The 13,449-nt window shown below is 63.1% G+C and carries 12 protein-coding genes; 5 read left to right on the top strand and 7 right to left on the bottom strand.

The features are described from left to right. Window positions 1-216 precede the first annotated feature (216 nt). Window positions 217-1,422, bottom strand: coding sequence for a tyrosine--tRNA ligase (gene tyrS, locus FHW69_RS06785; RefSeq protein ID WP_183422207.1), 1,206 nt, complete (start codon window positions 1,420-1,422; stop codon window positions 217-219). Between the two features lie 178 nt (window positions 1,423-1,600). On the opposite strand from tyrS, the gene FHW69_RS06780 reads away from it, so the two are divergent. Together FHW69_RS06780 and FHW69_RS06775 are read left to right on the top strand one after the other, a co-directional pair. After that, window positions 1,601-3,046 (top strand): peptidoglycan DD-metalloendopeptidase family protein, encoded by a 1,446-nt coding sequence (locus FHW69_RS06780; RefSeq protein WP_183422206.1) that lies wholly within the window; start codon window positions 1,601-1,603, stop codon window positions 3,044-3,046. Between the two features lie 6 nt (window positions 3,047-3,052). Further along, window positions 3,053-4,174: an anhydro-N-acetylmuramic acid kinase gene (locus tag FHW69_RS06775; protein ID WP_183422205.1), complete on the top strand. Its 1,122-nt coding sequence runs from the start codon at window positions 3,053-3,055 to the stop codon at window positions 4,172-4,174. On the opposite strand, the gene FHW69_RS06770 is transcribed toward FHW69_RS06775, so the two are convergent. From FHW69_RS06770 to FHW69_RS06760, 3 genes are all read right to left on the bottom strand, one after another. Then, a complete protein-coding gene (locus FHW69_RS06770; RefSeq protein WP_221195391.1) occupies window positions 4,171-4,503 on the bottom strand; it encodes a hypothetical protein in 333 nt (110 codons plus the stop codon). The genes FHW69_RS06775 and FHW69_RS06770 overlap by 4 nt on opposite strands. 72 nt (window positions 4,504-4,575) lie before the next feature. Further along, window positions 4,576-5,871 (bottom strand): MFS transporter, encoded by a 1,296-nt coding sequence (locus FHW69_RS06765; protein ID WP_343203982.1) that lies wholly within the window; start codon window positions 5,869-5,871, stop codon window positions 4,576-4,578. Next, window positions 5,868-6,638, bottom strand: coding sequence for an exodeoxyribonuclease III (locus FHW69_RS06760; protein ID WP_183422204.1), 771 nt, complete (start codon window positions 6,636-6,638; stop codon window positions 5,868-5,870). The genes FHW69_RS06765 and FHW69_RS06760 overlap by 4 nt, the downstream gene beginning before the upstream one ends. Window positions 6,639-6,801: 163 nt before the next feature. On the opposite strand from FHW69_RS06760, the gene pyrE reads away from it, so the two are divergent. Further along, window positions 6,802-7,452, top strand: coding sequence for an orotate phosphoribosyltransferase (gene pyrE, locus FHW69_RS06755; protein ID WP_183422203.1), 651 nt, complete (start codon window positions 6,802-6,804; stop codon window positions 7,450-7,452). Between the two features lie 103 nt (window positions 7,453-7,555). Next, window positions 7,556-8,203, top strand: a complete 648-nt coding sequence (locus tag FHW69_RS06750; protein ID WP_221195390.1) for a DUF4124 domain-containing protein — start codon at window positions 7,556-7,558, stop codon at window positions 8,201-8,203. A gap of 79 nt (window positions 8,204-8,282) precedes the next feature. On the opposite strand, the gene FHW69_RS06745 is transcribed toward FHW69_RS06750, so the two are convergent. From FHW69_RS06745 to coaBC, 3 genes are read right to left on the bottom strand one after another with little or no spacing between them, the layout of a single operon-like run. Then, window positions 8,283-10,592, bottom strand: coding sequence for a phosphomannomutase/phosphoglucomutase (locus tag FHW69_RS06745; RefSeq protein WP_343203980.1), 2,310 nt, complete (start codon window positions 10,590-10,592; stop codon window positions 8,283-8,285). Window positions 10,593-10,637: 45 nt separating this feature from the next. Beyond that, window positions 10,638-11,093: a dUTP diphosphatase gene (gene dut, locus FHW69_RS06740; RefSeq protein ID WP_183422201.1), complete on the bottom strand. Its 456-nt coding sequence runs from the start codon at window positions 11,091-11,093 to the stop codon at window positions 10,638-10,640. After that, the gene (gene coaBC / locus FHW69_RS06735; protein ID WP_183422200.1) at window positions 11,090-12,301 is read right to left on the bottom strand and encodes a bifunctional phosphopantothenoylcysteine decarboxylase/phosphopantothenate--cysteine ligase CoaBC; all 1,212 of its coding nucleotides are present in this window, start codon (window positions 12,299-12,301) and stop codon (window positions 11,090-11,092) included. Before coaBC ends, dut begins: the two co-directional genes overlap by 4 nt. 165 nt (window positions 12,302-12,466) lie before the next feature. Here coaBC and radC point away from each other — a divergent pair, with 165 nt between their 5' ends. After that, entirely contained in the window at window positions 12,467-13,138 is a 672-nt protein-coding gene (radC, locus tag FHW69_RS06730) for a DNA repair protein RadC (RefSeq protein WP_183422199.1), read from the top strand. Window positions 13,139-13,449 lie beyond the last annotated feature (311 nt).

Below are 13,449 nucleotides of genomic sequence, written 5' to 3'. Positions count from 1 at the left end.
GTCGCCCTCTGAACATTTCGTCCCGAGGTGAGCCGCCCATTCTATATCGTTTTTCGTTTCCGTCAACACCCTCGTGAATCTTTTTTTCGAGGTTGTCGCCGAAGCGATATAGCTGCCGTAGCGTTCGTCTTTCGACGTGGGCCGCTGCGGGAGGCGAATAATACCGATTCCTGAGACTCCCGCAACCCTTTTTGTGAATTATTTTTGAAAGCGATGTTAAATCAGGCGGATACGGGCGAAATTTCTTTTGCCGACCTGGAGCACACCTTCAAAACCGGCGTTGAAGACGCGCTGAGCATCTTCTGCAACTTCGCCATCAATCTTCACTGCACGCTCTTTGAGCTTCCGATTCGCTTCTGAATTGCTTGCCGTGATGCCTGCGGCAGTCAAAAGAGCGGGCAGACGAATGCCTTCTGCCGTCACCTGGATGTCGTTGAGCGGAAGAAGCGACGTATCGCCCTCCCCGGTGACCACGGCATGCCATCCCGCAATGGCCAGTTCGGCGGCCGCTGCATCATGGAAGCGGGTGGCAAGCTCGCGGGCCAGTTTCAGCTTCGCATCACGGGGATTGAGGGCACCGGAGGCGATGTCCACCTTCATCTGCGCCAGCTCATCCAGCGACACATCGAAGCTCAGCAGTTCGAACCAGCGCCACATGAGCTCGTCACCGATCTTCATCGTCTTGGTGACGATGTCGATGGCCGGTTCATTGATACCTATGTAGTTGCCCAACGACTTGGACATCTTGTTGACGCCATCCAGCCCCTCAAGCAAGGGCATGGTCAGCACGATCTGTGGTGCCTGGCCGTGATGTTCCTGCAGGGCACGCCCCATAAGAAGATTGAACTTCTGATCGGTGCCGCCCAGCTCCACGTCGCATTCCAGCGCTACAGAGTCGTAGCCCTGTACCAGCGGATAAAGGAACTCATGGATGGCGATCGGCTGCTGGCCGGCATAGCGCTTCGCGAAGTCGTCGCGTTCCAGCATGCGGGCCACTGTGTGCTGGGCAGCCAGGCGGATCATGTCCGAGGCGCCCATCTTGCCGAACCACTCAGAATTGAAGCGAAGTTCGGTACGGGTGCGGTCCAGCACCTTATAGACCTGCTCGGCATAGGTGTCGGCGTTGGCCAGCACGTCTTCACGGGTCAATGGCTTGCGGGTGACGTTCTTGCCCGTGGGATCGCCAATCATGCCGGTGAAGTCGCCAATCAGGAAGATGACCTGATGCCCCAGATCCTGGAACTGACGCATCTTGTTGAGCAGGACCGTATGGCCCAGATGCAAGTCCGGCGCCGTCGGATCAAAGCCAGCCTTGATGCGAAGGGGACGACCCAATTTGAGGCGCGCTTCCAGCTCTTCACGCTTGATGACTTCATCGGCGCCGCGCTCGATGATCGAAAGGGCCTGTTCCAGCTCGCTCATGCGTTCCTCTTATATATATGTACCGGACGCGCTCGACAGTACGTGATTGGCGCGTGGAGGTTAATTGTGCGTTAACCCAATGAATCGTTGCAAAGCCTTGATGTGAAAGGCGTTGACGCGCTTTGCACAAGGCCGCTATGGTACGCGACAACTCGGGGTAAGCGGGATTCTTGAAGCGATGGGTGATGTCAATCGGGTAGCGCACAGCGCACGTCGGCAAGCCATGCGCCGCAAGGCACAGCGAAGCCACTCTCACTTTTACGATCGCTGCGCTCACTGGTCCTTCAGTCGCACCGCCGGTGCCGAGCCCATCCGCTGGAATCGTGAACGCTGGATTCTCGCCGGCACCGCCTTTCTTATTGTTGTGCTGTCCGCCCTGGTGATTCCCGCCTGGGCCGGCGCCATGAAGAAACCCGGCTCGGTTCCTCTGGTCCATGCCGTTGTCCCGCTCACGCTTCCCAAGCTCGATCCGGAAACCGTCAAACCGCTGGTGGCGGCAGAAGACTGGCAGACGGTGCAGGTACAGCCGGGCCAGACGTTGTCCGACATCTTCCAGGGCCAGGGCCTTACGCTGACTGACCTGCAACACGCCATTGATGGCGCCGGCAACGCCCGTGCGTTTCATCAGATCAAGCCGGGCCAGGAATTCCAGTTCCTCCTGGGCGAGAACAAGTCCCTCCTGGGCGTCCGCTTTGACCAGGATGAAGCCAGCATCGCCACGCTTCGCCTCGATGGCGCAAAGCCGGAACTCACCACGCAATCGCGCGACGTTCAACGTCGCGAGCACATCGCCCATGGCGTCATCGACAGCTCACTGTTTGGCGCGGCCTCCAAGGCCGGCATGAGCAACGCGATGGTCCTGAAGCTGGCGGAAGTCTTCAAGTTCGACATCGACTTCGTGCAGGACTTGCGCGTCGGCGACAACTTCACGGTGATCTACGACGACATCTATCGCGACGGCGCCTACGCCCGCGAAGGCGACATCGTGGCTGCCGAGTTCATCAACCAGGGCAAGCGCTACACCGCCTATCGCTTCAAGAACAGCGACGGCAAGTACAGCTACTTCAGCGAGGAAGGCCGCCCGCTGACTGGCTCGTTCTTGCGCATCCCGGTTGACTTCACCCGCATCTCTTCGCAGTTCAGTGCCGGTCGCATGCATCCCATCCTTGGCAAGATGCGCGCACATAAGGGCGTGGACTACGCAGCACCGAGCGGCACCCCCATTCACGCGGCAGGCGACGGCGTGGTCAAGTTCCGTGGCTGGATGAATGGCTACGGCAACTTCGTGGTCATCCAGCACAACGCCACCATCAGCACCGCCTACGGTCACATGTCGCGCTTCGCCAATTTGCGCGTCGGCCAGCGTGTTACGCAGGGCAGCACCATCGGCTATGTGGGCATGACCGGTCTGGCCACCGGCCCGCACCTGCACTACGAGTTCCGCGTCAACAACGCGCAGCGCGATCCACAAACCGTCACTCTGCCCAAGCCTGAGCCGCTTCCGGCTGCTCAGCTGGCGAAGTTCAAGTCGGAAGTCGTGAAGCCGCAGCTGGCCCGCCTCACTCAGGTGGACAGCAGCGTGAAGCTGGCTCGCGCGAAGTCCGATACCCGCAGCGACGACTGACCGGGCATGTCGGATGTACCTGAGCTCTATCTCGGCCTGATCTCGGGCACCAGCGCTGACGGTATTGACGCTGCGCTGGTGCGCTTCGAAGACGAACAACCCTCCCTGGTCAGTGCGCTGACCTACCCCTGGCCCGCCGAATTGCGTGAGCGCATCCTCGTGGTGGCTCAGGACGAGGCTCGCCTCGATCTGGACGGTTACGGCCGCCTCGACGTAGCCATCGGCAGAACCTTCGCTAAAGCCGCTCAGGCAGCGCTGACGAAGGCCGGTGTAAAGCCGGGCGCCGTACGCGCCATTGGCTCACATGGCCAGACGATCCGACACCGGCCGGCCGGTGAACACCCTTTTACTCTTCAAATTGGCGATGCCTCAGTCATCGCTGAAGCCACGCGCATCGAGACCATTGCCGACTTCCGGCGAGCGGACGTCGCGGCGGGTGGTCAGGGCGCGCCGCTGGTACCTGCCTTTCACGCACACATCCTGACGCCGGGCCTTGGCCCACGCGTCGTTCTCAATCTGGGTGGCATCGCCAACGTGTCGGTGCTGGGCACCGATGGGTCGGTCACGGGCTTCGACACCGGCCCGGCCAACGGCCTGATGGATGCATGGTGCCAGCGCCAGCTGGCGCAGCCCTATGATGAGGGCGGCGCCTTCGCCGCCTCAGGCAAGGTAGACGAGCGCTTGCTCGCTGCGCTGTTGGCCGACCCCTACTTCGCGCTCCCGCCGCCGAAGAGCACGGGTCGGGAACACTTCCATCTGGCGTGGCTGGACACTCACCGCGAGTTGGGCGGGCTGCACCCGGCAGACGTTCAGGCCACGCTCCTGGCACTGAGCGCCATCACCATCACTCACGACATTTCCCGCTATGGGCGTGGCGCCCGGGAGGTCGTTGCGTGTGGCGGCGGCGTCCACAACGCCTCATTGATGGACGCCATCGAATCACGACTGGGCGGCCTGCAACTGCGGCAGAGCTCGGACTACGGCATCGACCCGGACTTCATGGAGGCCATGGCCTTCGCCTGGCTGGCGCGCCAGCGCGTACTGGGTCGACCGGGCAATCTGCCGGCCGTAACCGGCGCGTCCGGGCCACGCGTGCTGGGCGCCGTGTATCCGGCGCCACTTCTCTAAGCCACGTCGCCTGCGTCGGCACGCGTACGTGCCGCAGCGGCCAAAGACGACGGCGACGCTTGCGACAGTGCGTTAAGCGCTTCCTGGAAGGCTGCCTGCTCCTGGGCGTCGTAGGCGCCAGTCAGGTGCGCGATATCCCCGGGCTCAAGCAGCAGCTCGCTGAAGATATCGCCAGCCCCCATGCCCAGTCCGTAGCGCAAGGCATGAAGAATGACTTCATTGATCGACCAGCGTCGTTCGCGGGCAAGCGTTTTGATCCGCTCCGCCATCGCCTCGTCGATATGTCTGACCACTATATCCGGCACGTGCGTATCCTCCGTCGCGCGCATGCCCCCTGTGCTGCCGATTCTTGCACACAATCACGGCCGCGCGTGCCCCCTCCTGACGTCATAGACCGACAGTCAGGCAGGCGCCCGCAGGTCGGGGATGCGCCGCCACAACCAGGCCAGCGCCAGCAACGTCGGCACAATGGATACCGTGCTGATGATGAAAAGAGCCGGGTAGCCCAGGCCTGCCACGATGAAGCCGGACATTCCGCCGATCAGCTTGCCCGGCAGATTCGCCAGCGAGCTGAGCAACGCGTACTGCGTTGCCGTAAAGCTGCGGTTGACCAGTGACGACATGAAAGCAACCAGGACCGGCCCCGCGAATCCCTGTGCGAGATTGTCACCGGACAGCGTCAGTACGAAGCTCCAGGTCTGTCCCGGATGGCTCGCCATCACGATGTACAGCAGGTTGGACAACGCCACGCCCAGCGCGGACACCGCCAGCAGGCGACGGATGCCGAAGCGCGCCACGGCATACCCGCCCAGCAACGCACCCACAATGCCCACGATCACGCCGTAAACCTTGGAGACTTCCGCAACCTGCGTCTTGGAGAACCCCGAATCCAGATAGAACGGGTAAGCCATCACACCAAGCATCTGGTCAGGCAGACGGAACAGGCCGACGAACGCGATCAACCCCAAGGCCAGCGGAAAGCCATAGCGGGAAAAAAACTCACGGAATGGTCCGATGAAGCCCTCTTCCACGGCCACACGCATGGATACGCGCTCGCGGACGCGGTGCTCGGGCTCCCGGACGAGAAACACGGTGACCAGCGGCACGAGCAGAAGTGCACAGATGCCGATGTAGGCGCGCTGCCAGCCCAGCGAGTCGGCCATGATCAGAACGCCTGCGCCGCTTGCAATCAGGCCAAGGCGATATCCCAGCGTGTAAGTGGCAGCCAGTGCGCCCTGCGCTTCCGGCGGCGCAATCTCCACACGATAGGCATCCACCACGATGTCGATGGTGGCGCCCGCAAAGGCGGCCAGAAGGGTCATGCAGACGAAACGCGTCAGCGAGGCATCCGGTGGCATGGCTGCCATGCCCGCAAGTCCAGCGGCCAGCAGCATCAGCGCAAACAGCAGCCAGCCCCTGCGCTGCCCGAGTCGGCAGAACAGCGGCAGCCGGAAACGGTCAACCAGCGGCGCCCATACGAATTTGAAGTTGTAGCTGAAGGTGACGTAGCTCGCCAGGCCAATGGCACCGTAGTTGATGCCGGCCTCTTTCAGCCACGCCGACAGCGTGTTGCCCACAAGAAGAAAGGGCAGCCCCGACGCCAGGCCGAAAAACAGCATGGTGATCGCGCCCGGCTGCGCGAATGCACGAAGCGCACCGCGCGCGCCCTTGTAGGGCGAAGGGGACGTTGAGGTCACTCAGCGTAATCCACGATGTAAGGGGCGTGGTCAGAGAAGCGCTGGTCCCGGTAGATGGAGCAGCCTTTCAGCTTGTCCCGCAGTCCGGGGGTGGCCAACTGGTAGTCAATGCGCCAACCCACGTTGTTGGCGCGGGCTTGCCCGCGGTTGGACCACCAGGTGTATTCCACCGCATCCGGCTTGATCGCACGGAATGTGTCCACCCAGCCCATCTCGTTGAACAACAGATCCAGCCATGCGCGCTCTTCTGGCAGGCAGCCGGAGTTCTTCTGGTTCGAGGTCCAGTTCTTGATGTCGTTTTTCGTGTGGACGATGTTCCAGTCGCCGCACAGAACGTAGTCACGGCCGCTGGCAGCCCACTCCCGGAGAATCGGAGTCAGCCATTCCATAATCCGGAACTTGTATTGCTGACGCTCGTCGCCGGATGAGCCTGACGGGATATAGAACGACACCACGCTGAGATTGCCGTACCGCGCCTCGATGTAGCGTCCTTCGCAGTCGAAATCTTCGCGGCCCAGCGACGTGCGCACTTCGTCCGGCTCGCGCCGCGAGTAAATGGCGACGCCGCTGTAGCCCTTCTTGCTGCGCGCATCGTGATAGAAGCAATGATGGCCATCGGGACGGAACATCGCGTCCGTCAGCTGGCTCTCCTGCGCCTTGGTTTCCTGAAGGCATACGACGTCGGCGTTCTGCTCGCGCAGCCAGTCGAACACGCCCTTTGTCGCAGCGGAACGGATGCCGTTGGCGTTCAGGGAAATGATGCGCATGGAACCTTCTAGGAAAAATCGGAGACGCGGCATCATACCAAGCCGCGTGGACGGCCCGGGGATGGCCCACTACGATGGCGGCATGAAAGGCGTCTCGACGCCCGCAGGACGCATATCAACAGCGGCGTCCGCCCACCCTCTTTTCATCCACAGAGCCCTTGCCGTGCACGATTACCAGCGCGAATTCATCGAACTCACCCTTGCCCGCGATGTGCTGCGCTTCGGCCAGTTCACGCTGAAGTCCGGCCGCACCAGCCCGTATTTCTTCAATATGGGTCGTATTGACTCCGGTGCCGCACTGGCCCGCCTGGGTCGGGCATACGCCGCCGCCGCCGAGCGTTCAGGTCTCGCCTTCGACATGCTGTTCGGGCCGGCCTACAAGGGCATCGCCCTCGCGGCAGCTACAGGCATTGCCCTGGCTGACCACCACGGTCGCGACGTTCCCTGGGCCTACAACCGCAAGGAAGCCAAAGCCCACGGCGAAGGCGGCAATCTGGTCGGCGCACCGCTGAAGGGCCGCGTGCTGATCGTGGACGACGTCATGACGGCGGGCACCGCCGTGCGCGAGTCGCTGGAACTCATTCGAGCCAGTGGCGCCGAGCCGGCCGGCGTATTGATCGCACTGGACCGTCAGGAACGCGGTCAGGGTGAACTCTCTGCCGCACAGGAAGTGAGCGCGCAATTCGGCATTCCCGTAGTGGCCATCGCCACCCTCGCCGACGTGCTGACCTTTGCCGGCGAGCGCCCGGAACTCGCTGCCGAGCACGAACATCTGATCGCTTATCGCAATCAGTACGGCGTCAGCAGCATCTGAGAGCGGGCCGCTCACGCTGAAACGGCAACTGCGTCACGCCACGAGCCCGAGGCCCCCGCCAACCGGCTCGTGGTGGCTATACTCCGGCGCAGGAGGGGACATCATGCGATTCATGCTCTACATTGCCATCTGCGCCAGCCTTTATGCAGGCACCGCGGCGGCACAGAACAACACGAACGCCAACGCATTTCGCTACAAATGGAAGGACCCGCAGGGTCACATCTATTTCAGCGACAGCCTGTCGCCCGATGCCATCCAGTATGGTTATGACGTGGTCAATGCCAGCGGTGTCACCGTGAAGCACATTGATCGCGCCCTCACCCCTGAAGAACGCGTGGCCGCCAAAAAGCTGGCCGATCAACGCGCTGCCGACCAGCAGGATGCCCAGAACCGGCAGCGCGAAGACATGCAGATGCTCAACGCCTACCCGACGGAAGCCTCGTTCGCTGCCGCCAAGTCAGCCGAAGTGGAAACGTTTGAGCAGGCCGCCCGCACGACCCGTCTGAATTTGCAGGGTCAGGAGAAGTCCCTGGCCGACCTGCTGTCGCGAGCAGCAGACATGGAGCGCGCCAAGCAGCCGCTTCCGCCGTATCTCAGCGACGGCATTACCCAGCAGCGCAACACCGTGGCCGGCCTGCGCGCCACCCTGTTGCGCCAGCAGCAGGCAAAGGACGCCGCGCAGGCGAAGGCGACTGATCAGTTGAAGCATTACCGCGAGCTGCGTGCTGCCCAGTCGGCTAACGGCGGCTGATTCGGCCTGCCGGCCGATGCCCGGCACTGAAGTCATCGCATGAAGAAAGGGCCTGCCGGCGATGGCAGGCCCTTTTCTTTCAGAACGGCAAAGTAAGCGCGGGCTCAACGGCATGCAGCTGCTGCCGGAATACTTCCTTGATGCGCTCCAGCGCCTTGCCGTTGTCGGCATCGAAACGAAACACCAGCGCGGGCGTGGTGTTGGATGCGCGCACCAGCCCCCAGCCATCGTTCCAGTCGGCACGAATCCCGTCGATATGGGTGAGTCGGGCATCGCCGAAATTGGCTTTGGAGCGAAGCGCCTCGATGAAGCGCGGGGCGCCTCCTTCGCGCATCCCCACCTTGATCTCCGGCGTGGACACACTCTGCGGGATCGCTTCAAACAGATCCTCAGCGGCACCGCCCTCATCCACCTCCCGGCCCACGATTTCCAGCAGGCGGGCGGCAGCGTACATGCCGTCGTCGAAGCCGTACCAGCGGTTGTTGTCCGCAAAGAAGAAATGACCACTCATCTCGCCGGCCAGCGCAGCGCCGGTCTCGCGCATTTTTGCCTTTATCAGCGAATGGCCGGTACGCCACATCAGAGGAACACCGGCCGACTCCTGGATCACCTTGCGCAGATGGCCGGTGCATTTCACGTCATAGATAACCGTGGCGCCGGGGTTGCTACGCAGCACATCCTGAGCAAACAGCATCAGCAACCGATCGGCGTAGATGATCTGCCCATCGCGCGTGACCACACCCAGCCGATCACCGTCACCGTCGAAGGCCACGCCCAGGTGCGCACCCATTTTCTCGACCGAGAAGATGAGGTCCTGCAGGTTGCGGGGGTCAGAAGGGTCCGGATGGTGGTTCGGGAAGGTGCCGTCCACGTCGCAATACAGGGGAATGACTTCGCACCCGATGGCCTCAAGCACCTGCGGGGCAACCGCGCCCGCGATGCCGTTGCCGGCGTCTACCACGATTTTCAGATGACCGGCGACCTGCACATCCGAGGCAATGCGGTCCACGTAATCGGCGGTCAGGTCCTGCGAGCGCAGGGTTCCGCCACCGGTTGTATCCAGATTGCCGGACTGAATCCGGCGGCAGAGGTCCTGGATGCCGTCTTCGGAGAGCGTCTGTCCCGCGATCACCACCTTGAAGCCGTTGTATTCGGCTGGATTGTGGCTGCCCGTGACCGACACGCCGCAACCGGTGCCGAGCTTGAACGTGGCGAAGTACACCAACGGAGTAGGCGCGGCGCCAAGATCAATGACGTCGATACCCGCCGCGCGCAGGCCTTCGGTCAGGGCCGCAGAAAGCTCAGGCCCCGACAGCCTGCCGTCGCGTCCCACCACAATTTCGGTCAACTGGTGCTCGCGCATCACACTGCCGATGGCCTGCCCGATCAGGCGAGCCACACCGGTAGTCAAATCAGTACCCACGACGCCACGAATATCGTAAGCACGGAAAATACCCGGATTGACCGTGGTCTCTTCCAGAAGGGCGGGTTTGGCAGGCTCCGCCGCCTCAAGCGCGCGTACAGGACGCACGGGTTGCGGCCTGTCGCGCACCACGTCGGCGACCATAACGTCTTCGGGCTCCGGTTCCGCCACCACGCGCGGGCGCGACCGCATGTACAGCAGCGCCACGCCACCGCCGAGGCCGACGAGAGCAAGCACCAGCGCCAGCGGCCAGGAATGCGGCAATACGATGAATGCCTTGGGCAGAGCCGCGTACACAAATAGCGCGCTGCCCGGCACCCGCTTTCCTTCGTCTTCCAGCGTGGGCGACGTCGCACCCACACTCAGCAGTTGCAGGCTGGAGCCGCCGTCGCCCTGGCGCAGTTCAATGCGCCCGGCCGCCGGGTGCACCGCCTCGAAGCGCTGACGCACCGGTTCGAACGGGTATTGCAGCCACAGGTATGCGCGGACGGCACCCGGTGTGCCAATGGGCTCCACCACACTCAACTGTCGCTCGTTACCGGCAGCAAAGGACTGCACCGGCGGAATCTCGTCCGAACCGAGCGCCGCCATGAGCTGCGCGGCCTTCGCGTAACCGAACTCGCGATAGTTCGCGCGCACCACTTCGTCCAGCGTGCCGCTGTAAACCTCTATCAGCCGTGCGTCGGGCAATAACTGGTGCAACCGCTGGGCTGCGGCGACGTGATCGTCGATGACCCCTGACAGGGTCGGATCGGCCGCTGCACGCGTCACCTGCGTGTGTCGGGCGGCGATGACTTCGCCGACATCACGTACCGCCTGCTTTTGCGCCGTGCGCACACGTTCGGCCGCATCCGCCTCATCGGCGATCAGCCATGTCTGCCACGCACAGAAGAGCCCGCCCGCGATAAGCAAGGTCGCGCCAATCAGCGGCAGCAACCGGGCAACATCGATGCGAACACTCCCCAAGCCTCCCTTCATCCCCGCCATACGGTACCTCTCCCCTTGGAGACCTCAGCCCACCCCTGTTGAACCGAAGCCACCCTCACCGCGGTGCGACGGTGTAAACCCGTCCACCACGCGGAATCGCGCACGGCCAACGGGCACCAGCAATAATTGCGCGATACGGTCACCCGGCGCGATGGTGTAGTCGGCGTTTCCGCGATTCCAGCACGAAATCATCAGCGGCCCCTGGTAATCGGCGTCAATGACGCCCACCAGATTGCCCATGACCAACCCATGCTTGTGCCCCAACCCTGATCGCGGAACGATCAGCGCGCACCATGCCGGGTCCGCTATGTGAATGGCAAGCCCGCTGGGCACAAGGGCGCTTTCGCCGGGCGCAATGGTCAGTGGCTGTTCCAGCGCGGCCCGCAGATCCATGCCGGCGCTGCCGTCAGTGGCCGGTTCCGGGAGCGGAATGCTGTCACCGAGGCGGGGGTCGAGGATTTTCAGTTCAATGTCGATCAAGAGTTCGATTTCCGTGCATGGCGATAGCGCTCGGCGACCAGAGTCACCAGCTGGCGCGCCAGTTCTGTCTTGGGCATATCGGGCAGGACGGCGTCGCCGTCAGCCCAATACACATGAAGTGCGTTGTTGGTTTGCTCGAAGCCGCGCCCTGCGCTGACGTCATTGGCCGCGATCATGTCGAGGCCTTTGCGCTGGAGCTTGGCCTGGGCGTAATCCGCGACCGACTGAGTTTCAGCCGCAAACCCAACCAGGAACGGATGCGTCGGCATGGCCGCGAGTGATCCGATGATGTCCGGGTTCTCCGCCAACTCCAGCCGCAGGGGCTGTCCTTCCTGCTTCTTGAGCTTTTCAGACGCCGTGCTGTCGGGGCGGTAGTCGCCAACGGCCGCCGCGCCCACATAGATATCAGCGTTCTGCGACTGGCTGAGGACAGCCTCATGCATCTGCCGTGCACTGCGGACATCCACGCGATGTACGCCATAGGGAGTGGGCAACGAGACCGGGCCGGCAATCAGCGTGACGTCGGCTCCCGCCTCGCGGGCGGCAGCCGCCACAGCGAAACCCATCCGGCCCGAGCTGCGATTGCCGATAAAACGGACGGGGTCCAGGTCTTCGTAGGTAGGGCCCGCGCTCACCACGACGCGAGTACCCGCCAGCGTGCGGTTGTTGAAGGAAGCCATCAGCGCATCGCGCAGTTCATTGGGCTCCAGCAATCGGCCGGAGCCGATATCGCCACAGGCCTGGTCGCCATCGGCAGGACCCAGGATAGTGACGCCGCGCTGACGCAACGTGGCGACGTTGGCCTGCACTGCGGGATGCGCCCACATCTGCTGATTCATGGCTGGCGCCACAAACACGGGCGCTGCCGTCGCCAGAACAACCGTCGACAGCAAGTCATTGGCAAAGCCGTGGGCGAGGCGGGCAATGGTGTCGGCGCTGGCCGGCGCCACGATGACGCGTTCGGCCCAGCGTGCCAGTTCGATGTGGCCCATGGCCGCTTCGCCCGCTTCGTCCCACAAGCTGACGCGGACAGGCTGGCCTGAAAGGGCCTGGAACGTGGTGGGGGTCACGAAGTGCGTGGCGCCCTCGGTCATGACGACGCGCACCTCGACATCCCGATCACGCAGCCGGCGCACCAACTCGCAGATCTTGTAGGCGGCGATGCCACCGGTGACGCCCACCAGGATGCGGCGTTTGGCGGAATGCATGGAAGCGATGCCCAGAAGGAACGGGGAGATAGCTTAACGGATGTGTCCATCACGGGCAGGTCGACACAAGCCGCGGGCACGCCCCACGAACAGGCAGCCATCCGCCACGCGTCGCCCCGGGCGGAGCTCATAGGTCGTGTGGGTTCATCCCGGGAAAATAGCGGGATGAGCATCCAACAATGGCCCGAAGGGGAACGCCCCAGAGAACGCCTCCTCTCCCGAGGCGCACAGACCCTGACCGACGCCGAATTGCTGGCTGTCCTGCTGGGAAGCGGCACCCGTGGCCGCGACGCCGTGGCGGTGGCGCGTTCGCTGCTGGAGCAAGGCGGTGGTATCGGGCGGCTGCTTGCAACGCCCGAATCCATACCCTCCATGTCGGGCGTAGGTCCGGCCAAACGTGCGCGCCTGGTCGCCACACTCGAACTGGCCCGGCGCGCGCTGGCGCATCAGTTGCTGGAATTGCCGGTGCTCGCCAACCCCAAGGACAGCGCCGCCTACCTCAGCGCCCGCATGCGGCATCTGCCCTATGAGGTCTTTGTCTGTCTGTTTCTCGACAGCCGGCATCGGGTACTGGCCTGCGATGAACTCTTTCGGGGCACCATCGACGGCGCCAGCGTCTACCCGCGCGAAGTCATCCGTGCCTGCCTGAAACACAACGCCATTGCCGTCATCTTCGCCCACAACCATCCTTCCGGTGATCCTGAGCCCAGTGAGGCGGATCGGAACATCACCCGGCTTCTGCGCAAGGCGCTGGGACTGGTGGACATCCGGGTGCTGGACCACCTGGTGGTCGGGCACGGTGAGCCCGTGTCGATGGCTGCGCGGGGCATGTTGTAACGCCACCAAAGAAAAACGGCGCGGTTGCCGCACCGCGCCGTTATGGGTCATCTTTCGAGGGAGGGGTTCGATGACCCGTGTGCCCGTCGGCCGGGGAGACACCTGAGCACGGAGAGAAGTTTGGCCCCCGGCCATGACAGGCGAATGACGACTACAGGACGGTTTATTACCGTGCCCAAGCATCGGACGGGCCAGAAGGCCCTGGTGCGTGCCCTTTCCGGCCCATTTTGTGCCATCAATCCCAAAGTTATGCACATCAGAGAAATTTCTCACTTGCCCGTAACAGCTGCTGTCCACGGGCAGGTCAATGC

Origin of the sequence: Luteibacter sp. Sphag1AF, assembly GCF_014192715.1 — a bacterium.
Taxonomy (GTDB): domain Bacteria; phylum Pseudomonadota; class Gammaproteobacteria; order Xanthomonadales; family Rhodanobacteraceae; genus Luteibacter.
This window is presented reverse-complemented; position numbering and strand designations above follow the sequence as displayed.